Here is a 20,013-nt window from a genome sequence, read left to right as displayed (position 1 = left end):
GCGGAACAGGAGGTCGGAGGCGGGCGTTGTACCCGCGGAGCGACCGGCATCACATGCCGAAGTCGATGACCTCGACCGTACGGGGCGGTAACTTCGCATGCGGTCCCGCAACGACGCACCCCTTGGAGTCCCGATGCCCGAAGCCGTCATCGTTTCCACTGCCCGCTCTCCCATCGGGCGCGCCGGCAAGGGATCCCTCAAGGACGTGCGTCCGGACGACCTGACCGCCACGATCATCCAGGCCGCCCTCGCCAAGATCCCCGAGCTGGACCCGCGCCAGATCGACGACCTGATGCTCGGCTGCGGCCTCCCCGGGGGCGAGCAGGGCCACAACCTGGCCCGCATCGTGGCCGTGCAGATGGGCATGGACTACCTGCCCGGCACCACGATCACCCGATACTGCTCCTCCTCGCTCCAGACCTCCCGCATGGCGCTGCACGCCATCAAGGCCGGCGAGGGCGACGTCTTCATCTCCGCGGGCGTCGAGACGGTCTCCCGGTTCGCGAAGGGCTCCTCGGACGGCCTGCCGGACACGCACAACCCGCTCTTTGCCGACGCGGAGGCCCGTACGGGCGCCGTCGCGCAGAGCGAGGGCTCCTCGTGGCGCGACCCGCGCGAGGACAGCCTGATCCCGGACGCCTACATCTCGATGGGGCAGACCGCGGAGAACCTGGCCCGGCTCAAGGGCGTGACCCGCCAGGACATGGACGAGTTCGGCGTCCGCTCCCAGAACCTGGCCGAGGAAGCCATCAAGAACGGCTTCTGGGCCCGCGAGATCACCCCGGTCACCACCCCCGACGGCACCGTCGTCTCCACGGACGACGGCCCGCGCGCCGGCGTCACCCTGGAGGGCGTCTCGGGCCTCAAGCCCGTCTTCCGCCCCGACGGCCTGGTCACGGCCGCCAACTGCTGCCCGCTCAACGACGGCGCCGCCGCGCTGGTCATCATGAGCGACACCAAGGCCCGTGAGCTCGGCCTGACCCCGCTGGCCCGGATCGTCTCCACCGGCGTCACCGCCCTCTCCCCCGAGATCATGGGCCTCGGCCCGGTCGAGGCGTCGAAGCAGGCCCTGAAGCGCGCCGGCCTGACCGTCGGCGACATCGACCTGTTCGAGATCAACGAGGCCTTCGCGGCCCAGGTCATCCCGTCCTACCGGGATCTGGAGATCCCGCTGGAGAAGCTGAACGTCAACGGTGGGGCCATCGCAGTCGGTCACCCGTTCGGGATGACCGGTGCCCGCATCACCGGCACTCTGATCAACAGCCTGCAGTTCCACGACAAGCAGTTCGGCCTCGAGACGATGTGCGTCGGCGGCGGCCAGGGCATGGCCATGGTCATCGAGCGCCTGAGCTGAGCCGGAGCGGAGGGTAGGGGTCGCCACGACCGCATCGACATGCGGCTCCGCCGCGTGGCGAGCGGCGGCACCTGCCCGCAGCGGTGGCGAAGATCAGCGCGACCACAAGAGGCGAGCGTCTCAGCTAGGCGCCGTCCAGGCGCCGCAAGGGATCTGCTTGATCCCTTGCGGCGTACTGACACCGAATCTAACCCCGTCGCGGCCGACCTGTGACCGAATCTCCCCCAGGATGTGACCTTTGTCCTGGGGTTTTGCCATTTCCCCAGGTCAGGGCATATTCGCAAGCCCCCGGTGTGACCAACGACCTGTCCAATTCGTGACGTAATGCACTGCACGCCATTCCCAGGTCGGGACACTCTGATGTAGGAAGTCGGGGGATCGAATCAATCAGGAGTTAGTCAGTGAGCGCCATGTCTCTTGCCCTGCTGCTGACCACGGCCGCCGCCGCGGCCGTGGGCGCTGCTGCGCTGCACGCTGTACACGGCCTGCGCAAGCAGGTGGCGGCCCTCCGCGGTGAGCTGGCTTCGCCGGCCCACGTCCGCGGCGGTACGACCGTCCCGCACGCCCGCAGTGCCGTGCATTCCCCTGCCGCCGAGATACGAGCCGCCGTGGCCGAGGCCCTGGCCGAGGAGCGCGAGCGCGAGCTCGCCGAGGCGCGGGCCTTCTGGGCCGCGCAGGAGGCCCGTGACGCCTCCGACGCTTCCCCCCTCTTCGCCGGGGAGACCCCCACCTCCCTGCTGGGCGGCCTGCCCGGGCTCGGTGAGGACGGCCCGGCCGTCTTCCTGCCCCGCCAGGCGGACCTGGTGGGTCTGGAGCCGGTGCTCGGCGACGAGGAGGCCGCGGGAGACTACCCCGAGGATTCCGCCGAGCTGGCCGCCGCCCGCCGGCGCCACCCCTCGCACCCCGACTTCGTACCGGTCCAGGCCTCGGCCCCCGGCGCCGACCACGAGCGCACGGTCTCCCGCCTGGAGGAGCTCGCGGAGGCCCGTACGGCCCTCGCCGACGTCCGCCCGGGCCCGCTGGGCACGCTCGACGTGTACGTCTTCACCGACGGCACCACGCTGTGCATGACCCCGGGCCACCGGGAGACGGCGGAGCGCCTCGCCGAGGCCCTGCGCTCGGGCACCGCGCCGGTCCTGCTGGGCGGCTCGGGCATCTCGGGCGCCTATGCGCTGACCTTCTCCTGCGGTGACTCCCAGGACCCGGACAACAACGTCTACATCCTCGCGGACCGCGTCATCGCGTCGCTCTGACCGCAGCCCGTTCCACCAGCCGCACGGCCTCGTCCAGCATCTCGGACGGGGCCTTCGCGCTTTCCGCGGGCTCCTCGGCAGCCGCGGCGCGCAGCGCCTCGGCGAGGTCCAGCCCGGCCACCGCGACCTGGTCCCCGACCACGAAGACCCCCGCGTCGGGCATGTTCCGCGCCGGAGCCGCCCCCCGGCCCTGCTGCGGCGCCTCCAGCGCCTGGGCCCGTACGGAGAGCTCCCTGGCCAGCTCCAGCGCCTCGGCGGCGGCCCCCTGCTGGAGACGGCTCTGCGGCATGGCCCGCAGCCGGTCGGCGAAACGTTCCACGGCGGCGGTCAGGGGCGAAGTATCAAGCACCCGGCCGACCTTACGCGCCGCCGCGGCACCATTGCCAACGGGCGAACTCTCCGGCACGGTGGCATGAAGAGAACAGCACAGCACGGCGATACCTCCGGAGGCGCCCATGTCCGTAGAGTTCTCCGAGCAGACCCACCGGAACATGATCGACAGAATCCCCGAGACCACCGGTCGTGAAGTCTCCGACTGGCTCCGCGCGGTGGACGACGGCCCCTCCCTCGTCCGGTTCGAGGAGAAGGTCAGCTGGCTGCGCGGCGCGCACGAGCTCTCGTACGGCCAGGCCAAGGCGATCATCCACGAGTACGACCTGCGCAGGGCAGCCCGCAAGTTCGGCTGAGCCCTCCCCGTCCCGATCCCTCGATCCCCCGTTCCCGAGACATCGTTCCCGTCCCCGATTCCTGCCCCGACCCCGTACCTCCTCCGAGACGCGGGAAGGCCCCGCGAGCGGTGAGCTCGCGGGGCCTTCCCCACGGTGTCTGCGGGCGCGGTACGACCGGCCGGTACGACTAGTCGTCGCCGGAGAGGATCGAGAAGAGCCGCAGCAGCTGCATGTAGATCCACACCAGGGTCACGGTCAGGCCGAAGGCCGCGAGCCAGGCCTCGTCGCGCGGCGCGCCGTACGCGATGCCGTCCTCGACCTGCTTGAAGTCCAGGGCGAGGAAGCAGGCGCCGAGGACGACGCCGATGACGCCGAACAGGATGCCGAGGCCGCCGCTGCGGAAGCCGAGGCCGTCACCGCCCGCGAAGACCGAGAACAGCAGGTTCGCGACCATGAGCAGCATGAAGCCCATGGCGGCTGCCATCACGAAGCCGTAGAAGCGGCGGGTGACGCGGATCCATCCCATCTTGTACGCGAACAGCACGGCGGCGAACACGCACATCGTGCCGAGCACGGCCTGGACGACCACGCCGGCACTGAGGTAGGTGCTGGTGGCCGCGCTGAGGACGCCGAGGAAGAAGCCCTCGAAGGCCGCGTAGCCCAGGATGATCGCCGGGGAGGCCTTGCGCTTGAAGCTCTGGACGAGTCCGAGGACCATCGCGACGAGAGCGGCGCCGATGGCGATGCCGTACGACTTGCCGAGGTTCGCCGGGTCGACGGGCACGGCGATCCACGCGATCGTCGCCGTGAGGATGACCATGCCGAGTGTCATGGCCGTACGGCTCACGACGTCGTCCATCGTCATGACGCCGGCGCGCGCGGGCGCCTGCGGCATGCCGGTGGCCACGTCGGTGGCGTAAGGATTCGTCGCGTACGGGTTGGTCCCGGCCTGCTGGTGCTGCGCGTCAAAGCCCGCGTAGCCCCCGCTGTCGCGGCTGAACCCCCGTCGCGAGAAGACCGGGTTGCTGCTCCTCATCTCACTCCTCCATGGCCACCGTGCGCAGCCTTGCAACAAGAGTAATGCGCTCGCAAAGAAAGCACCCTACTGCTGGAGGAGGATCTTAGGAGAAGGCACGGCGAAGCGCCGGAGATATTCAGGAGGGTGCGGGAGTGCCCGGAGCCGGACTTGAACCGGCACGGCCTAAGGCCAGCGAGGTTTAAGCTCGCCGTGTCTGCATTCCACCATCCGGGCAGGGCGTAGCGGCTCCCGTTGAAAAGCACTGAACGCTGCGCCGAGCCTATCGGGAACGCCCAGGTCGCCAGCGGGGTCTCTATCCGATGTTGTCTGATTTTATTGGCGCTTGAGGGGCCGTCAGGCACGAGAACACACGGTGGGCCCGTTACGGGCGGCGATCACCCCCGAAACGGGAATGACGGGATTTCGATGGCTCGCGCCACCCTGCCCGCCACCCTTCCCGCCACCCCGGGCCACCCCGGGCCGCTCGCCCCGCCCCCGAGCAGCGCCGGGCACCCGGCCCGCCCCTGAGGACCGCCCGGCCGGCTGTCATACCAGAGGAGGAGGCGGGCCGCCCCGCGATCAGACTCCAGTGGGCCAGGGAACGGGCACCTCGGCTGATCCCCTGGGCGACGGGCGCGGCGACGATGGAAGGGTCCCGCCGATCAGCAGACCGCACCCAGGTCCGCAGCCCGAGGAGTCGCTTCCGTGACCACCATGAACTACGCCCCCCACACCACCCAGGCCGTGGCCGCCCGGGCCACCGGCCTCTCCAAGGTGTACGGGCAGGGCGAGACCCAGGTGGTCGCCCTCGACAACGTCTCCGTGGACTTCGGGCAGGGCCAGTTCACCGCGATCATGGGCCCCTCGGGCTCCGGCAAGTCCACCCTGATGCACTGCGTCGCCGGCCTGGACACCTTCTCCGCCGGCTCCGTCCGCATCGGCGACACCGAGCTCGGCACCCTCAAGGACAAGCAGCTGACCCAGCTGCGCCGGGACAAGATCGGCTTCATCTTCCAGGCGTTCAACCTGCTGCCGACGCTGACGGCGCTGGAGAACATCACCCTGCCGATGGACATCGCGGGCCGCAAGCCCGACAAGCAGTGGCTGGACAACGTGATCAGCATGGTCGGCCTCTCCGACCGGCTCGGCCACCGCCCCACCCAGCTCTCCGGCGGCCAGCAGCAGCGCGTGGCCGTGGCCCGCGCCCTGGCCTCCCGCCCCGAGATCATCTTCGGTGACGAGCCCACCGGAAACCTGGACTCCCGCTCCGGCGCCGAGGTCCTCGGCTTCCTGCGCAACTCCGTCCGCGAGCTCGGCCAGACCGTCGTCATGGTCACCCACGACCCGGTGGCCGCCTCCTACGCGGACCGCGTCATCTTCCTCGCCGACGGCCGCATCGTCGACGAGATGCTCAGCCCCACCGCCGACGGGGTGCTCGACCGCATGAAGGCCTTCGACGCCAAGGGCCGCACCAGCTGAGGGACTGCCCCTCCGCCAGTCCTCCTCCGCTGACCCCCGACATCCTGGACTCCTCCACCATGTTCCGTACCGCCCTGCGCAACGTCCTTGCGCACAAGGCCCGGCTGCTGATGACGGTGCTCGCCGTCACCCTCGGCGTCGCCTTCGTCTCCGGCACCCTCGTCTTCACCGACACCCTCAAGAAGTCCCTCTCCGGCCAGTCCGCCAAGAGCTACGAGGGAGTGGCCGTCTCCGTCACCTCGTACGGCCAGGGCCGCAACGAAGCGGGCGAGAAGGAGGGCGAGCCCGGCCTCAGCCAGCAGACCCTCGACAAGGTCAAGGCGCTCCCGGGCGTCGGCTCCGTCTCGGGGCGCGTCTTCGGCTTCGCCGGCGTCGGCGACGAGAACGGCAAGCTGATCGGCTCCGGCTGGTCCAACCAGGGCGCCAACTACACGCCCGTCAAGGACGGCAAGGACCCGCGCTACACCTTCACCCAGGGCGCCGGCCCGGCCAAGGCCGACGAGATCGCACTCGACAGGGCGACGGCGGACAAGGGCAAGTACAAGGTCGGCGACAAGGTCCGCGTCGCGACCAACGGCCCGGTCAAGGAGTACTCCCTGGCCGGTGTCTTCACCACCGAGGACGGCGCCGTCCAGGCCGGCGGCAGCCTGGTGCTCTTCGACACCAAGGTCGCCCAGGAGCTCTACCTCAAGCCCGGCTACTTCATGGAGCTGTCGGTCGCGGCCAAGGACGGCACCTCCGCCGACAAGCTGCTCGCCGACATCAAGTCACTGGTCGACAGCAAGCACACCAAGGCGCAGACGGGCGCGGCCCTCGCCAAGGAGCAGGCCAAGGACATCGAGAAGGGCCTCGGCCAGATGGGCACCATGCTGCTCGTCTTCGCCGGCATCTCGCTCTTCGTCGGCATCTTCCTGATCTACAACACCTTCACCATGCTGGTCACCCAGCGCACCAAGGAGCTGGCCCTGCTGCGCGCCGTCGGCGCCAACCGCGGTCAGGTCATGCGCTCGGTGCTCGCCGAGGCCCTGGTCGTCGGCGCCGTGTCCGCCGTCGTCGGCTTGATCAGCGGCGTCGGCCTGGCCGTCGCCATGCGCTCCCTGATCGGCACCTTCGGCGCCAAGCTCCCGGGCGGCGACCTGGTGATCGCACCGAGCACCGTCGTCGCGGCCCTGGTCATCGGCGTCCTGGTCACGACGATCGCCGCGGTGCTGCCGGCCTGGCGCACCGGCCGGATCGCCCCGGTCGCCGCCATGGGCAGCGCCCACCTGCCGGCCACCGCGAAGTCCCTGGTCCTGCGCAACGTCCTCGGCTCCGTCATCAGCGTCCTCGGCATCGGCCTGGTCGGACTCGGCGTGTCCATGGGCGGCGACGACGGCCGCATGTCCATCGGCGCGGGCGCCTTCTTCATGCTCATCGGCATGATCGTGCTGCTGCCGCTGCTCTCCAAGCCGGTCATCGGAGCCGTCCGCCCGCTGCTGCAGAAGGTGTTCGGGATCCCCGGCAAGCTGGCCTCCCAGAACGCCGTCCGCAACCCGCGCCGCACCGCCGTCACCGCCGCCTCGCTGGCGATCGGCCTGACCCTGGTCACCACCCTGTCGGTGCTCGGCATCACCGTCGGCAAGGTCGTCGACCGGATGAGCACCGAGAAGCTCAAGGCCGACTACAAGGTCTCCATGGCCGGCGGCATGGGCTACCTCGACAAGTCGGTGGCCGAGACCCTGACCAAGACCCCCGGCATCAAGGCCGTCTCCCCGCAGACGGCCGGCTACTTCATGGTCGGCAAGGACTTCCGGTCCGCCTCCGGCGTCAACCCGGCCGCCATCGGCCGGCTGCTGAACATCGAGACCGTCAGCGGCTCGGTGGACTCCCTCGGCAAGGGCGAGGTCCTGGTCGCCGAGAAGACCGCGAAGAGCCAGAACCTCGCCGTCGGCTCCACGCTGAAGGTGAAGTACGACGACGGCCAGGAGGGCACCCTCAAGGTCGGCGCGGTCTACAAGGACATGGAGGGCCTGCTCTCCCCGTTCGTCCTCGACGACAAGATCCTCACCCAGCACAGCGAGGAGAGCGCCGTCGCCGAGGTGTACGTCAACGTCGAGGGCGGGGCGTCCAAGGCCGGCCAGCAGAAGGTCGTCGACGCACTGGGCAAGAACCCGGCCATCAACGTCGCCACCCAGCAGGACATGCGCAACGAGATGGGCGGCATGATCAACACCATGCTGAACGTCATGTACGGCCTGCTCGGCATGGCGCTGATCATCTCGGTGCTCGGTGTGGTCAACACCCTGGCGATGTCCGTCTTCGAGCGAACCCAGGAGATCGGCATGCTGCGGGCGATCGGTCTCGACCGGGGCCGGGTCAAGAACATGATCCGCCTGGAGGCCGTGGTGATCTCGCTCTTCGGAGCGACCCTGGGCGTCGCCATCGGCGTCTTCCTCGCCTGGGCGGTCGGCACCACGATGGCGAAGTCCATGCCGAACTACGAACTGATCCTGCCGTGGGACCGGATCGGCATCTTCCTCCTGCTGGCCGCCGTGGTCGGCGTCCTGGCCGCCATGTGGCCGGCCCGCAGCGCGGCCCGGCTGAACATGCTGACCGCCATCAAGACGGAGTAACCCCCGCGAGGGCGAGGGCGAGGGACACGGAAGGGCCCCGGGGCACACGCCCCGGGGCCCTACCCCGTTGTACGCGGGCCTGTCGTACGAGGACCTGCCGTACGGGGTCTGCCGTACGGGGTCACGCGCCCCAGGTGCGCAGCCGCAGAGGCAGACCCGAGCGGCCGGCCGCCGCGGACTTCACCGCGAGGACCTGGTTGACGCCGAGCCTGCCGTGCTCGAAGCCCAGTGCCGAAGCCGCCATGTACAGCCGCCAGACCCGGGCCCGCCCGGGCGAGGTCAGCCGTACGGCGGCCTCCCAGTGCTCCTCCAGCCGGGCCACCCAGGCGCGCAGGGTCAGCCCGTAGTGCTCGCGCAGCGCCTCCACGTCGCGGACCTCGAACCCGGCGCGCTCCAGCTCGCCCACCGTCGTGCCCAGCGGGGAGAGCTCGCCGTCGGGGAAGACGTAGGCGTCGATGAACTCGTCGACGCGGTACGCCTCTTCGTCGGGCTCCGGCGGACGCGCGATCTGGTGGTTCAGCAGGCGGCCGCCGGGGGCCAGCAGGGCGTGCAGCGTGCGGGCGTACTCGCGGTAGCGGTCGGCGCCGACGTGCTCGGCCATGCCGATGGACGAAATGGCGTCGTACGGGCCGTCCTTGACGTCCCGGTAGTCCTGGATCCGGATGTCGACCCGGTCGGCCAGGCCCTCCTCCGCGGCCCGCTTGCGGGCGTACACGGCCTGCTCGCGCGAGAGGGTGATGCCGGTGACGCGGACCCCGTACTCCCGGGCCGCGTGCAGGGCCATGGAGCCCCAGCCGCAGCCGACGTCGAGGAGCCGCAGACCGGGCTCGAGGCCCAGCTTCCGGCAGACCAGGTCGAGCTTGTCCCGCTGGGCCTCCTCCAGGGTGGAGCCGGGGCTCCAGTAGGCGCAGGAGTACACCATCGAGGGGCCGAGGACGTGCTCGTAGAACTCGTTGCCGACGTCGTAGTGGTGGCTGATGGCCTGCCGGTCGCGGTTCCTGGTGTGCAGCGGGCCGCCGCGGCGGGGGGCCTCCTCGGGCGGCGGCGCGGGCGCCGGCCACGGCCGGGCCAGGGCGACGAGGTCGCGCAGGGCGGACCGGGCGGCCGGGTCGCGCAGCAGCGCGGCGGTCCCGGCGGCGCCCGCCGCGGCCCGGTCGGGCAGGTGCGGGCGCAGGGCGGCGAGTTTGCCGAGCCCGGAGCGGCGGACCGCCGGCTCGGCCTCGGGGGCGGCGGCGGGATCCCGCGCCCAGAGCAGGCCGGCCACCCGGTCCAGCAGTTCGAACAGGTCGCCCTCGACGGTGATGTCGCCGGCGACCCAGGCACGGGCCAGGCCCAGTTCACCCGGTCGCCACAGGACGCGGCGCAGGGCGCGCCGGTTGGCCAGCACCAGGGTGGGGCCGGTGGGCGGTCCGGCCTCGCTGCCGTCCCAGGCGCGAATCCGGACGGGCACGGGGGCGCCCAGCAGTGTCTCGGCAAGAGTGGCCAGCCGCGGCGCGGCGTCGGTCATCGTAGGCACCTCCAGAACGATCCGACCGATCGGCCTACCCATTTCCGGGGCCCGTCAATCGGACACCGCTCCATCGGGGCACCGCCGGAGGAACCGCCGGAGGGGCCGGCCGGAGGGGCCGCCGGAAACGCCCGAAGGGGCCGCCCGCACCACGGATGGCGGGCAGCCCCTTCGGGGACGTGCTGGAGGAGTTGCCGGTCAGGCCCGGGTCAGGAGGCCTTGGCCTTCGCCGCGGGGGCTGCAGCGGCGGCCGGAGCCGGCGCCGGCTTGGCGGCCTCGTAGAACTCCTCGCGCGGGGTCTCGAGCGCACCGAGGGAGACGACCTCGCGCTTGAGGAACATGGCGAGGGTCCAGTCGGCGAAGACGCGGATCTTGCGGTTCCAGGTCGGCATGGCCATGCCGTGGTAGCCACGGTGCATGTACCAGGCCAGCCGGCCCTTGAGCTTGATCTTCGTCTTGCCCATGACGATCATCGCGACGCCCTTGTGGAGGCCGAGGCCTGCCACCGCACCCTTGTTGGAGTGCGAGTACTCGGCCTGCGGGAAGCCCCGCATGCCCGAGATGACGTTGTCGCCGAGGACCTTGGCCTGACGCAGCGCGTGCTGGGCGTTCGGCGGGCACCAGGCGTTCTCGACACCGGCCTTGCGGGAGGCGATGTCCGGAACCTGGGCGTTGTCGCCGGCGGTCCAGATGTAGTCCGTGCCCGTGACCTGGAGGGTCGGCTGGGCGTCCACGTGGCCGCGGGGGCCCAGCGGCAGGCCGTAGCGGGCCAGCACCGGGTTCGGCTTGACGCCGGCGGTCCACACGATGGTGTTGGAGTCGACCTCGAGGCCGTTCTTCAGCACCACGTGGCCGTCCACGCAGGAGTCCATGGAGGTGCTGAGGTAGATCTCGATGCCGCGGGACTCGAGGTGCTCCTTGCCCCAGGTGCCGAGCTTGGGCCCGACCTCGGGAAGGATCTTGTCGGCCGCGTCGACCAGGATGAAGCGCATGTCCTCGCGCTTGATCGTGGAGTAGTACTTCGCGGCGTCGCGGGCCATGTCCTCGACCTCACCGATGGTCTCCGCACCGGCGAAGCCGCCGCCGACGAAGACGAAGGTGAGGGCCTTGCGGCGGACGTTCTCGTCCGTCGTGGACTCGGCCTTGTCGAGCTGCTCGAGGACGTGGTTGCGCAGGCCGATGCCCTCTTCGACGCCCTTCATACCGATGCCCTGTTCGGCGAGGCCGGGGATCGGGAAGGTGCGGGAGACGGCGCCGAGCGCGATCACCAGGTAGTCGAAGGGCAGCTCGTACGCCTCGCCGACGAGCGGCGTGACGACGGCGACCTTGCGGTCCTGGTCGATGCTGGTGACCCGGCCGGTGAGAACCTCTGCCTTGGGCAGCACGCGTCGCAGCGGGACGACGACGTGCCGAGGCGAGATGCTGCCTGCGGCCACTTCGGGGAGGAAGGGCTGGTAGGTCATGTACGACCGCGGGTCGACGACCGTGACGGTCGCCTCGCCATAGCGCATCTTCTTCATGATCCGCTTGGCCGCGTACAGGCCTACGTACCCACCTCCTACAACGAGGATCCTGGGACGCTCCGTGGTGCTCATGGAACGAGTATCCAGCACCCAAAGGGGTGTTGCTCGTGAGCCCCTTCACAAGGTGCCGGAAGGCCTCTGTTACACTGCGCGGCCCACGTGACGGAGGTCATGGCGCCGAACGGGAACCAGGGTGTAACGGGAGTCGTTGTTCACCCGTCCTGAACTGGCCTCCAAGCCCATAAGCGGAGTAGACCACCGGGTTGGTGGATACCTACCGACGAGGCCGGACCGCGCCCTCGAAACGCACGAACGCACACGAAAAAGAGGCCTGCGAGCCCCGGGAGCCCCCCAAAGAGACCTTCCCGCGGCCCATCAGGCCCCTTTTCCTTGTGAAGAACTTCACGAACTTTCTGCGGAGGGTGGGACCTAAGGCCCCCGTAAAGGCCCCCAGAGGTCCCCGGCAGGCCTCCCGCGACCCTCGCACAAGCCCCGCACAAGCCCCCCGCGACCCACCCGTCAGGCGATGGACCAGGCGATTGCGCCCGCCATCCCCCTGAACCCGCACCCGTGTTGCGGCCACGGGAAGCGCGCGTACACACCCAGGCGTACACTACGGCCATGAGTGAGAACACGGTAACCGTGCGTGAAGCCCGGGCCCACCTCGCCGACCACATCAACCATGCCGAGCAGGGCTCCCCGACGATCATCACGCGCAACGGTGCCCCCGTGGCCGCCCTCGTTCCCATCGCCGACTTCAACGCACTGGAAGATGCGGCCGACGAACTGCTCGCCCGCGAGGCCGAGGCGGTTCTGGCCGAAGAGGGCCCGACGGTGACGATGGCGGAGCTGCTCGCCGACCTGTTCACCGAACGAAGCGACGACGCGGCGTGAAGTACGCCTTCCGCTTCACCACCGCGGCGCAGCGGCAGCTGCGGGCGATCGAGCGGCCGGCGGCCATGCGCATCCTCACCGCGCTGACCGCGCTCGGAGACGACCCCTACCGCGAGGACTCCGACATCAAGAAGCTGACCGGCCCGTCCGGCCTCTACCGACTCCGGGTCGGCAGCTACCGGGTCGCTTACCAAGTCCTTGACGGCGAGCTCGTCATCCTCGTCGTCAAGGTCGGCGACCGCCGCGACGTCTACAAGACCCTCTGACGCGAAGCATGATCGGGCCGACCGGAACCGAACTGCTCCGGCCGGCCCGATCTGCCGTCCACGGGCTGCCATCACCCGTCAGGCGATGGACCAGGCGATTCCGTCGAGGATGTCGTGCTCCGAGACCACGACTTCCGAAGCACCGATGCGCTCCATGATCGCGAGCAGCACGAGGGTGCCCGCTCCGATGACGTCCACCCGGCCCGGGTGCAGGACCGGGATCGCCGCGCGTTCGGCGTGCGTGGCGGTCAGCATCCGCCCGCTGATCTCCCGGACCGTCTCGTACGGGACGCGCGCGTGGTGGATCGCCGAGGAGATGTACTCCGCCAGCCCGAGGGCGATCCCGGCGACCGTGGTCACCGATCCGGCCAGGCCCACCAGCGTGCGCGCCTCGGAGAGCGGGACCGTCTGCTCGACGCGGTCCAGCGCCGCCTCGATGTCGGCCCGTATGGCGGCGATCTGCTGCGCGGTCGGCGGGTCGGTGACCGCGCCGTCCACCACCAGGTGGCGCTCGGTCATGCGGACGCAGCCCACGTCGACCGAGAGGGCCGCCCGTACGTGCTCCTCGCCGACCACGAACTCGGTCGAGCCGCCGCCGATGTCCACCACCAGGAACGGCTTCTCCATGTGGGTGGTGCCCGTCAGCTCCTTGGTGGCGCCGATGAAGGAGAACTCCGCCTCCTGGTCACCGGAGATCACCTCGGGCTCGACGCCCAGGATGCCGAGGACCCCCTGGACGAACTCGTCCCGGTTCTCGGCGTCGCGCGAGGCCGAGGTCGCCACGAAGCGCAGCCGCTGCGCACCCAGCTCCTTGATGACCGCCGCGTACTCGCGGCAGGCCGCGAAGGTGCGCTCCAGCGCCTCCGGGGCCAGCCGGCCCGTTTTGTCCACGCCCTGGCCGAGGCGGACGATCGTCATCCGCCGGTCCAGCTCGACCAGCTCGCCGGTCGTGGGGTCGCAGTCCGCGACGAGCAGGCGGATGGAGTTGGTACCGCAGTCGATGCCGGCGACCCGGGTCACGCGTCGGACTCCTTCGTCTGCGCCTTCTCCGCGCACGGCGTGACGCAGGCGCCCTTGGCCCACCACTCCGGCAGCATCGCCAGCGCCTCGTCGCCGAACGGGTTCACCCCGGGGCCGGCGGCGAGCGAGTGGCCGACCAGCACGTGCAGGCACTTCACCCGGTCCGGCATCCCGCCGGCGCTCGGGAAGCCCTGGAGCACCTCGATGGCGTCGCGGCGACGGATGTAGTCCTCGTGCGCGGCCTGGTAGGCGGCGGCCAGTTCGGGGTCCTCGGCGAGCCGGGCCTGCATCTCCTTCATCACGCCGTTCGCCTCGAGGGTGCCGATCGCGGAGGCCGCGCGCGGGCAGGTGAGGTAGTACGTCGTCGGGAAGGGCGTGCCGTCGGGGAGGCGCGGGGCGGTCTCCACCACGTCCGGCTGGCCGCAGGGGCAGCGGTGGGCGATGGCGCGCAGCCCGCGCGGCGGGCGGCCGAGCTGCTGCTCGAACGCCTCGATGTCCGCGTCGGTCGGCTCGGTCCGGTCGGTCTGGGGCGGGGGCGTCTGCATGCCTGGAGGAAGTCTCTTCGTTCTCGTGGGTGGGTGCGGTGCTCGGGGTGCGGTACTCGGAGTGCCGTTGCCGGTCACTCGCCGGGGCGGTCGGCCTTGTCGACGCCGTCCCAGACGTTCGAGTACCAGGGCCGGTCGGATCCGGCCGTTCCGGTGCGGTGCCGCTCGGCGGCCCCGGCCCCGGGGTCGGTCATGATGTAGCTGATCTCGCCCGGGCGGACGAAGTGCAGGTGCTTGCGCGCCTGCTGCTCCGCGTACGCGTTGTCCTGCCAGCGGGCCTTCTCGTCGCGCAGGCGCTCGAGGCGCCGGCTCGCGGCCTCGGCGGCCCGCTGCTGCTTCGCGATCTCCGAGCGCTGGGAGACGTACTGGCGCATCGGATACGCGAGGGCGACGACCAGCGTACAGAGGACGAGCACCAGGAGCGCGGCCCGGCCGGTGAGCCGGCTGCGGCGGACCTGACGGCGCGTCTGCGAGCGGTAGACGTGGGCGGCGGTCCGCTCGCCGAGCTGCTTGAGCCTGGTCGCGGTGGAGAAGGTGGAGAACCGATCCCGGTTCCCGGCCATTGATCCCGCCTCCCCTTGTACGCGGTACGCACTACGCAATACGTCCCCGCACACGGTACGGGACCGAGTGCGGGGACGTACGGAAGCAAGAGCGTGGTTAACCCTTAGCCCTTGAAGCGCGGGAAGGCGGAGCGGCCCGCGTACACCGCGGCGTCGTCGAGGATCTCCTCGATGCGCAGCAGCTGGTTGTACTTGGCGACGCGGTCCGAGCGGGCCGGGGCGCCGGTCTTGATCTGACCGCAGTTCACGGCGACGGCGAGGTCGGCGATGGTGACGTCCTCCGTCTCACCGGAGCGGTGCGACATCATGCACTTGAAGCCGTTGCGCTGGGCCATCTCGACGGCGTCGAGGGTCTCGGTCAGCGAACCGATCTGGTTCACCTTGACGAGCAGGGCGTTCGCGGAGCCCTCCTCGATACCGCGGGCCAGGCGCTCCGGGTTGGTGACGAAGAGGTCGTCGCCGACGATCTGGACCTTGGTGCCCAGCTTGTCGGTGAGGGTCTTCCAGCCGGCCCAGTCGTCTTCGTACAGCGGGTCCTCGATGGAGACCATCGGGTACGCGGAGACGAGCTCCTCGTAGTACTCGGTCATCTCGGCGGCCGAGCGGGACTGGCCCTCGAACTCGTACTTGCCGTCCTTGTAGAACTCGGACGCGGCGACGTCGAGCGCGAGCGCGATGTCCTTGCCGGGGACGTAGCCGGCCTGCTTGATGGCCTCGACGATGAGGTCGAGCGCGGCGCGGTTGGACTCCAGGTTCGGGGCGAAGCCGCCCTCGTCGCCCAGGCCGGTGGACAGGCCCTTGGTGTGCAGGACCTTCTTGAGGGTGTGGTACACCTCGGCACCCCAGCGCAGCGCCTCGGAGAAGGACTCCGCGCCGATCGGGGCGATCATGAACTCCTGGATGTCCACGTTGGAGTCGGCGTGCGACCCACCGTTGAGGATGTTCATCATCGGAACGGGCAGCAGGTGCGCGTTCGGGCCGCCGAGGTAGCGGAAGAGCGGGAGGTCCGAGGCCTCGGACGCGGCGTGCGCGACGGCGAGGGACACGCCGAGGATGGCGTTGGCGCCGAGCGAGCCCTTGTTGTCGGTGGCGTCCAGGTCGAACATGGCCTGGTCGATCAGGCGCTGCTCGGTGGCGTCGTAGCCGACGAGCTCCGGGCCGATCTGCTCGATGACCGCGAGGACGGCCTTCTCGACACCCTTGCCCATGTAACGGTTGGGGTCACCGTCACGGAGCTCAATGGCCTCGAAGGCACCGGTGGAGGCGCCGGACGGAACTGCAGCACGGCCGGTGCTGCCATCGTCGAGGCCCACCTCGACCTCGACCGTGGGGTTGCCTCGGGAGTCCAGGATTTCCCGGGCTACGACGACGTCGATGGACGGCACGAGCATCTCCTTCTGGGATGTGACGCTGGGTGTGCGGTGGCATGTCAGGCCGTGGGATGGCCCCGCCGACTAGAGCCTAACCGGCTCCGGGCACTCGGCCAGCCGACCGCCCGCCTCCTGGGACGAAAAAGGGCCCGAATACCCGCCTTCCGGTACATAGGACTCTCGACTGCCGGCGTCCCGGCCGGGTCCGTGGCGGGACGGGGGAGGGGAACAGGAGGGGCTCGGGCCGGACAAACGCCGCCGCCCGGCGCGTGGGGGGAAGACGCGCCGGGCGGTGGGGATGCTGCGTGTTGTGCTCGCTGCCGCAGTTGTTGCGGCAGGGTTCAGCTGAGCTTCAGCTTCTGACCCGGGAAGATCAGGTCGGCGTCCGAGACGATGTCCTTGTTGAGCTCGAAGAGCTTCTCCCAGCCGCCCTTGACGCCGTTGGCCTCGGCGATGGTGCCCAGGGTGTCGCCGGGCTTGACCTCGTACGAGCCGTTGCCGGTCTTCGGGGCCAGGGCCTCGGAGCGCTCGGAGCGGGTCGTCGGAGCCTCGGAGCGCTTCGTCTCCTTCTTCGGCTCGGTCTTCTTCGGCTGGGTCTTCTTGGTCTCGGTCTTCTGCTCCGTCTTCTTCGGGGTGTCGGTCGTACCACCGCCGGTGTAGGAGGAGTTGGAGAGGCCGACGCCGCAGGACGGCCACGCGCCCTTGCCCTGGCCCTTGAGGACCTTCTCGGCGATGGCTATCTGCTGCGACTTGGAGGCCTGGTTGGCCTGCGCGGCGTAGGCCTTGCCGCCGTACGCGGCCCAGGTGGAGGACGAGAACTGCAGGCCGCCGTAGTAGCCGTTGCCCGTGTTGATGGACCAGTTGCCGCCGGACTCGCACTGCGCGACGCGGTCCCACTCACCGGAGGTGGCGGCGGAGGCCGAGCCGGCCGCCATCAGCGGGGCGGCGACGGCGACACCGGCGACGCCGGCGAGCGTGACGATGCGGGTGGTCCGCTGAATGGCCGTGGCGCGGCGGTGCTTGCCCTTGCCGGAAAGCAGCATGGAGTTCTCCTCACCGACGCCTACGAGGTGAGCTGTCGGGTTCGGGCTGATGAGTGCCCGGCCGTGCGACGTGGCGCACGACTTAACCCCTAGCCGTTTCCGCGGCCGTCTCTCAACGGCCGGTCCCGGCGCCTACCTTGGTTCCCCCGCTCCTGCCTTCGGCGCTTGACGCGACGACTGTTCCCCCCGTCCGCCGGCAGGATTCGGCGATGCGGTCGAAGGAGCCCGCGGTGGCGGGCGACTCAGAAGGTAGACACGTCTCTCCCCGATGTTCAACGAGGAACACCGGGGAGATGCGGCCCCTACTTGCGCTCCCTTTAGGGCCGTTTGCGCAGGTGAGGACGGGGTTTGCGGAAGGCTCCAGGCGGGACACGCCAGTTGACCGGAAGAGACACATGTCTCACTTGCAGATAACGGACATTCAGCTCTTTACGGATGCCCGAAGTGCCGTTATTTCTGCCTTAGATCCAGATTCTGACCGGGCTTGATCAGATCGGCGTCATTGCCGATGACCTGCTCGTTGGCCTGGTAGAGCGCGTTCCAGCCGCCCTTGAGCCCCTTGGCGGACGCGATGGTGGCCAGGCTGTCGCCCGCCTGGACGGTGTACGAGGGGGCCGACGCCCCCTCAGATGCCGCAGGCAGTTCCGGCGCGGGCGTACCACGGTGCTTGCCGGTGCCGGAGGTGTCCGGGATGGCACTCGGGTCGGTGGAGGCGCCCGGGGTGCCCGGGGCCGCGGGGGTGCCGGGGTTGGCCGGGACGACCGGAGCGGTCGGGTCCGCCGGGTTCCCGGGCGTGGTCGGGCTCCCCGGGGTCGTCGGCGCGGTGGGCGTCGTCGGGGCCGTGGGGGTACCCGGGTTCGCGGTCGGGTCGCCCGGGAGCACCGGGACGGTCGGCGACGTGGACGGCAGGTCCGGGTCGGGCATGACGGGCAGTCCGCTGTTCGGCGCGAGCGGCGCCGGCGGGATCGTGAAGTCCGGGGCCGGGGTCGGGGCGCCGAAGTCCAGCGCCTTCACTCCGGAGCCGCCCTTCGGGACCGAGTGGTCGGGGCGCGAGGGGCTCGGGGCGACGGGGCCGAGCGTGCCGGGCAGGCCCGGATCCACGGTCGCGGCGGGGGCCTGCTGGGTCAGCCCGGCCGACTCCGAGCACTGCCCCCACGCCTGGGGGCCCTGGCTGCCCAGCACCCGCTCGGCGACGGCGATCTGCTGCGAACGGCTGGCGAGGTCGGGGCGCTCGGCGAAGTCGAGGCCGCCCGAGGAGTTCCACTGCTCCTGCGTGAACGAAAGTCCGCCGTAGGACCCGCTGCCGGAGTTGGCGCTCCAGGAGCCGCCGCTCTCGCACTCGGCGACCTTGTCCCACGTGGAGGTGTCCGCCGCGCTCGCGCCGGTGGCAGCGAGAAGTGGCAGGGCCAACGCGGAACCGGTGACTCCGGCGGTGACGACTATCGCGGGTACCTGGCGGGGGCGTCTGTGGCGGCCGTTCCCGGAACGCATGAGCTGCACCTTTCGCATAACGGCTGGGTAACGGCAGAACCTAGCCTTCTTGGCATGCAAGTCACAACTCTTGGCGTGCGCTGACTTCCGGTCAGGGGACGTTCAGGTGTTTCGGGGTGTGAACCGGACGGGAAGAGTGCGCAGGCCACGCATGATCAGACCCCCGCGCCAGCGAAGCTCGTTGGGCGGAAGAGCGAGTTCCAGATCCGGCAGACGCGTCAGCAAAGTCGCAAGCGCCGTCTGCCCCTCAAGTCGTGCGAGCGGAGCACCCAGGCAGTAGTGGATGCCGTGCCCGTATCCGAGGTGCTGGTTGTCGGTGCGGGAGAGGTCGAGGGTGTCCGGATCGGCGAACCGCTCGGGATCCCGGTCGGCCGCGGCGAGGACGACGAGCACCGGATCGCCGGCCGCGATGTCCTGGCCCCCGAGGGTCAGCGGCTCGGTGGCGAAGCGCCAGGTGGCCAGCTCCACGGGGCCGTCGTAGCGGAGCAGCTCCTCGATGCCGGTCTCCAGCAGGCCGCTCTCGCCGGCGGCGAGCGAGTCCTGGAGGCGGGTGCGCTGATCGGGGTTCATGAACAGGGCATGTACCCCGTTTCCGATCAAATTGACCGTGGTTTCGAAACCCGCGAACAGGAGGATGAAGGCCATCGCCGTGGCCTCGGCCTCCGTCAGGTGGTCCCCGTGGTCGCTCGCGCGGATCAGGTCGGAGATGAGGTCATTGCCCAGATCATCCCTTTTGCGGTGGATGAGTTCACCGAGATAGGTCCGCATCTGCTTCACGGAGCGGGCGACCCCGCCGCGCGGGCCGCCGCCGTGCCGGATCATCATCCCGGCCCAGTCGCGGAAGTCGTCCTGGTCCTCGCGCGGTACGCCGAGCATCTCGCAGATGGCGTAGATGGGGAGCGGGAAGGCGAACTCGTGGATGAGGTCCGCCTCCCCCTTGCTCACGAACTGGTCGATGAGGTGGTCGGTCAGCTCCTGCACCCGCGGGGTGAACTCGGCCACCCTGCGCGGGGTGAACGCCTTCGACACCAGCCGCCGCAGCCGGGTGTGGTCCGGCGGGTCGATGTTGAGCAGATGCGTCATCAGCTCCGCCTTGCGCTCCCCCGGGATCCCGGTCTTGCCCTTGGCGTGCGCCGGCTCCGCGTGGTGCGCCGGGTTCTTGCTGAGCCGCTGGTCGGCGAGGGCCTGGCGGGCGTCGGCGTACCGGGTGACCAGCCAGGCCTCGACCCCGCTGGGGAGCTTGGTGCGGTGCACCGGGGAGTGCTCCCGCAGCCAGGCGTACGCCGGGTACGGATCGGTCGCGAACTCCCAGTCGAACAGGGTCGGGCCCTGGGGAGGAGTGCTGTCTGCGGGGGCTGCGGAGGTCGGCTCGTGCACCCGCTGACCGTATCCCGCGGGCAGGCCGCC

Annotated in this window: 18 protein-coding genes, 1 tRNA gene and 1 riboswitch; of the genes, 7 read left to right on the top strand and 12 right to left on the bottom strand. The window is 70.2% G+C overall.

Going from position 1 to position 20,013, the window contains the following annotated elements:
- Positions 1-133: 133 nt before the first annotated feature.
- A complete protein-coding gene (locus OG299_RS23855) occupies positions 134-1,354 on the top strand; it encodes an acetyl-CoA C-acetyltransferase (protein ID WP_266628672.1) in 1,221 nt (406 codons plus the stop codon).
- Between the two features lie 410 nt (positions 1,355-1,764).
- Positions 1,765-2,607, top strand: a complete 843-nt coding sequence (locus OG299_RS23850; RefSeq protein ID WP_327364585.1) for a hypothetical protein — start codon at positions 1,765-1,767, stop codon at positions 2,605-2,607.
- Here OG299_RS23850 and OG299_RS23845 read toward each other — a convergent pair.
- Positions 2,591-2,956 (bottom strand): hypothetical protein, encoded by a 366-nt coding sequence (locus OG299_RS23845; protein ID WP_266628670.1) that lies wholly within the window; start codon positions 2,954-2,956, stop codon positions 2,591-2,593. The two genes, OG299_RS23850 and OG299_RS23845, sit on opposite strands and share 17 nt — an antisense overlap.
- A gap of 106 nt (positions 2,957-3,062) precedes the next feature.
- Between OG299_RS23845 and OG299_RS23840 the strand changes: the two genes are divergently transcribed.
- Entirely contained in the window at positions 3,063-3,293 is a 231-nt protein-coding gene (locus OG299_RS23840) for a DUF4287 domain-containing protein (protein WP_266628668.1), read from the top strand.
- Positions 3,294-3,462: 169 nt separating this feature from the next.
- Here the strand turns inward: OG299_RS23840 and OG299_RS23835 are convergent, their stop codons facing one another.
- Together OG299_RS23835 and OG299_RS23830 are read right to left on the bottom strand one after the other, a co-directional pair.
- Complete coding sequence (locus tag OG299_RS23835; protein WP_327362562.1) at positions 3,463-4,311, bottom strand: Bax inhibitor-1/YccA family protein; 849 nt, start codon at positions 4,309-4,311, stop codon at positions 3,463-3,465.
- Between the two features lie 135 nt (positions 4,312-4,446).
- A tRNA-Leu gene (locus OG299_RS23830) sits at positions 4,447-4,527 on the bottom strand.
- Between the two features lie 480 nt (positions 4,528-5,007).
- On the opposite strand from OG299_RS23830, the gene OG299_RS23825 reads away from it, so the two are divergent.
- Both OG299_RS23825 and OG299_RS23820 read left to right on the top strand, forming a co-directional pair.
- The gene (locus OG299_RS23825; protein ID WP_107093736.1) at positions 5,008-5,772 is read left to right on the top strand and encodes an ABC transporter ATP-binding protein; all 765 of its coding nucleotides are present in this window, start codon (positions 5,008-5,010) and stop codon (positions 5,770-5,772) included.
- A gap of 59 nt (positions 5,773-5,831) precedes the next feature.
- The gene (locus tag OG299_RS23820; protein WP_327362561.1) at positions 5,832-8,384 is read left to right on the top strand and encodes an ABC transporter permease; all 2,553 of its coding nucleotides are present in this window, start codon (positions 5,832-5,834) and stop codon (positions 8,382-8,384) included.
- Between the two features lie 121 nt (positions 8,385-8,505).
- On the opposite strand, the gene OG299_RS23815 is transcribed toward OG299_RS23820, so the two are convergent.
- Positions 8,506-9,891, bottom strand: coding sequence for a class I SAM-dependent methyltransferase (locus OG299_RS23815; protein ID WP_327362560.1), 1,386 nt, complete (start codon positions 9,889-9,891; stop codon positions 8,506-8,508).
- Between the two features lie 209 nt (positions 9,892-10,100).
- Positions 10,101-11,486 carry an NAD(P)/FAD-dependent oxidoreductase gene (locus OG299_RS23810; RefSeq protein WP_327362559.1) on the bottom strand — a complete coding sequence of 462 codons (1,386 nt, stop codon included), beginning with the start codon at positions 11,484-11,486 and terminating at the stop codon, positions 10,101-10,103.
- Positions 11,487-12,035: 549 nt separating this feature from the next.
- Between OG299_RS23810 and OG299_RS23805 the strand changes: the two genes are divergently transcribed.
- Complete coding sequence (locus tag OG299_RS23805) at positions 12,036-12,308, top strand: type II toxin-antitoxin system Phd/YefM family antitoxin (RefSeq protein ID WP_327362558.1); 273 nt, start codon at positions 12,036-12,038, stop codon at positions 12,306-12,308.
- Complete coding sequence (locus tag OG299_RS23800; RefSeq protein ID WP_266628656.1) at positions 12,305-12,574, top strand: type II toxin-antitoxin system RelE family toxin; 270 nt, start codon at positions 12,305-12,307, stop codon at positions 12,572-12,574. Before OG299_RS23805 ends, OG299_RS23800 begins: the two co-directional genes overlap by 4 nt.
- A gap of 78 nt (positions 12,575-12,652) precedes the next feature.
- On the opposite strand, the gene OG299_RS23795 is transcribed toward OG299_RS23800, so the two are convergent.
- The 7 genes from OG299_RS23795 to OG299_RS23765 all read right to left on the bottom strand — a co-directional run bounded on the left by OG299_RS23795 (position 12,653) and on the right by OG299_RS23765 (position 19,983).
- Positions 12,653-13,594 carry a Ppx/GppA phosphatase family protein gene (locus OG299_RS23795; RefSeq protein WP_327362557.1) on the bottom strand — a complete coding sequence of 314 codons (942 nt, stop codon included), beginning with the start codon at positions 13,592-13,594 and terminating at the stop codon, positions 12,653-12,655.
- Positions 13,591-14,139, bottom strand: a complete 549-nt coding sequence (locus tag OG299_RS23790; protein WP_266628653.1) for a DUF501 domain-containing protein — start codon at positions 14,137-14,139, stop codon at positions 13,591-13,593. The genes OG299_RS23795 and OG299_RS23790 overlap by 4 nt, the downstream gene beginning before the upstream one ends.
- 74 nt (positions 14,140-14,213) lie before the next feature.
- Positions 14,214-14,702: an FtsB family cell division protein gene (locus tag OG299_RS23785; RefSeq protein ID WP_266628652.1), complete on the bottom strand. Its 489-nt coding sequence runs from the start codon at positions 14,700-14,702 to the stop codon at positions 14,214-14,216.
- Between the two features lie 104 nt (positions 14,703-14,806).
- Positions 14,807-16,093: a phosphopyruvate hydratase gene (eno, locus tag OG299_RS23780; protein ID WP_266628651.1), complete on the bottom strand. Its 1,287-nt coding sequence runs from the start codon at positions 16,091-16,093 to the stop codon at positions 14,807-14,809.
- 320 nt (positions 16,094-16,413) lie between these two features.
- The gene (locus OG299_RS23775; RefSeq protein WP_327362556.1) at positions 16,414-17,115 is read right to left on the bottom strand and encodes a transglycosylase family protein; all 702 of its coding nucleotides are present in this window, start codon (positions 17,113-17,115) and stop codon (positions 16,414-16,416) included.
- 2 nt (positions 17,116-17,117) lie between these two features.
- Positions 17,118-17,289: riboswitch (cyclic di-AMP (ydaO/yuaA leader) on the bottom strand.
- Between the two features lie 276 nt (positions 17,290-17,565).
- Entirely contained in the window at positions 17,566-18,606 is a 1,041-nt protein-coding gene (locus OG299_RS23770; protein WP_327362555.1) for a LysM peptidoglycan-binding domain-containing protein, read from the bottom strand.
- Between the two features lie 102 nt (positions 18,607-18,708).
- Positions 18,709-19,983, bottom strand: a complete 1,275-nt coding sequence (locus OG299_RS23765; RefSeq protein WP_327362554.1) for a cytochrome P450 family protein — start codon at positions 19,981-19,983, stop codon at positions 18,709-18,711.
- Between the last annotated feature and the right edge of the window lie 30 nt (positions 19,984-20,013).

It is taken from the genome of Streptomyces sp. NBC_01296, from assembly GCF_035984415.1.
In the GTDB taxonomy this organism is placed as follows: Bacteria; Actinomycetota; Actinomycetes; order Streptomycetales; family Streptomycetaceae; genus Streptomyces.
This window is presented reverse-complemented; position numbering and strand designations above follow the sequence as displayed.

Coding starts and splice junctions, on each gene's coding strand:
- OG299_RS23855 (WP_266628672.1), top strand. CDS start 134: ATGCCCGAAGCCGTCATCGTTTCCACTGCCCGCTCTCCCATCGGGCGC.
- OG299_RS23850 (WP_327364585.1), top strand. CDS start 1,765: ATGTCTCTTGCCCTGCTGCTGACCACGGCCGCCGCCGCGGCCGTGGGC.
- OG299_RS23840 (WP_266628668.1), top strand. CDS start 3,063: ATGTCCGTAGAGTTCTCCGAGCAGACCCACCGGAACATGATCGACAGA.
- OG299_RS23835 (WP_327362562.1), bottom strand. CDS start 4,311: ATGAGGAGCAGCAACCCGGTCTTCTCGCGACGGGGGTTCAGCCGCGAC.
- OG299_RS23825 (WP_107093736.1), top strand. CDS start 5,008: ATGAACTACGCCCCCCACACCACCCAGGCCGTGGCCGCCCGGGCCACC.
- OG299_RS23820 (WP_327362561.1), top strand. CDS start 5,832: ATGTTCCGTACCGCCCTGCGCAACGTCCTTGCGCACAAGGCCCGGCTG.
- OG299_RS23815 (WP_327362560.1), bottom strand. CDS start 9,891: ATGACCGACGCCGCGCCGCGGCTGGCCACTCTTGCCGAGACACTGCTG.
- OG299_RS23810 (WP_327362559.1), bottom strand. CDS start 11,486: ATGAGCACCACGGAGCGTCCCAGGATCCTCGTTGTAGGAGGTGGGTAC.
- OG299_RS23805 (WP_327362558.1), top strand. CDS start 12,036: ATGAGTGAGAACACGGTAACCGTGCGTGAAGCCCGGGCCCACCTCGCC.
- OG299_RS23790 (WP_266628653.1), bottom strand. CDS start 14,139: ATGCAGACGCCCCCGCCCCAGACCGACCGGACCGAGCCGACCGACGCG.
- OG299_RS23785 (WP_266628652.1), bottom strand. CDS start 14,702: ATGGCCGGGAACCGGGATCGGTTCTCCACCTTCTCCACCGCGACCAGG.
- eno (WP_266628651.1), bottom strand. CDS start 16,093: ATGCTCGTGCCGTCCATCGACGTCGTCGTAGCCCGGGAAATCCTGGAC.
- OG299_RS23775 (WP_327362556.1), bottom strand. CDS start 17,115: ATGCTGCTTTCCGGCAAGGGCAAGCACCGCCGCGCCACGGCCATTCAG.
- OG299_RS23770 (WP_327362555.1), bottom strand. CDS start 18,606: ATGCGTTCCGGGAACGGCCGCCACAGACGCCCCCGCCAGGTACCCGCG.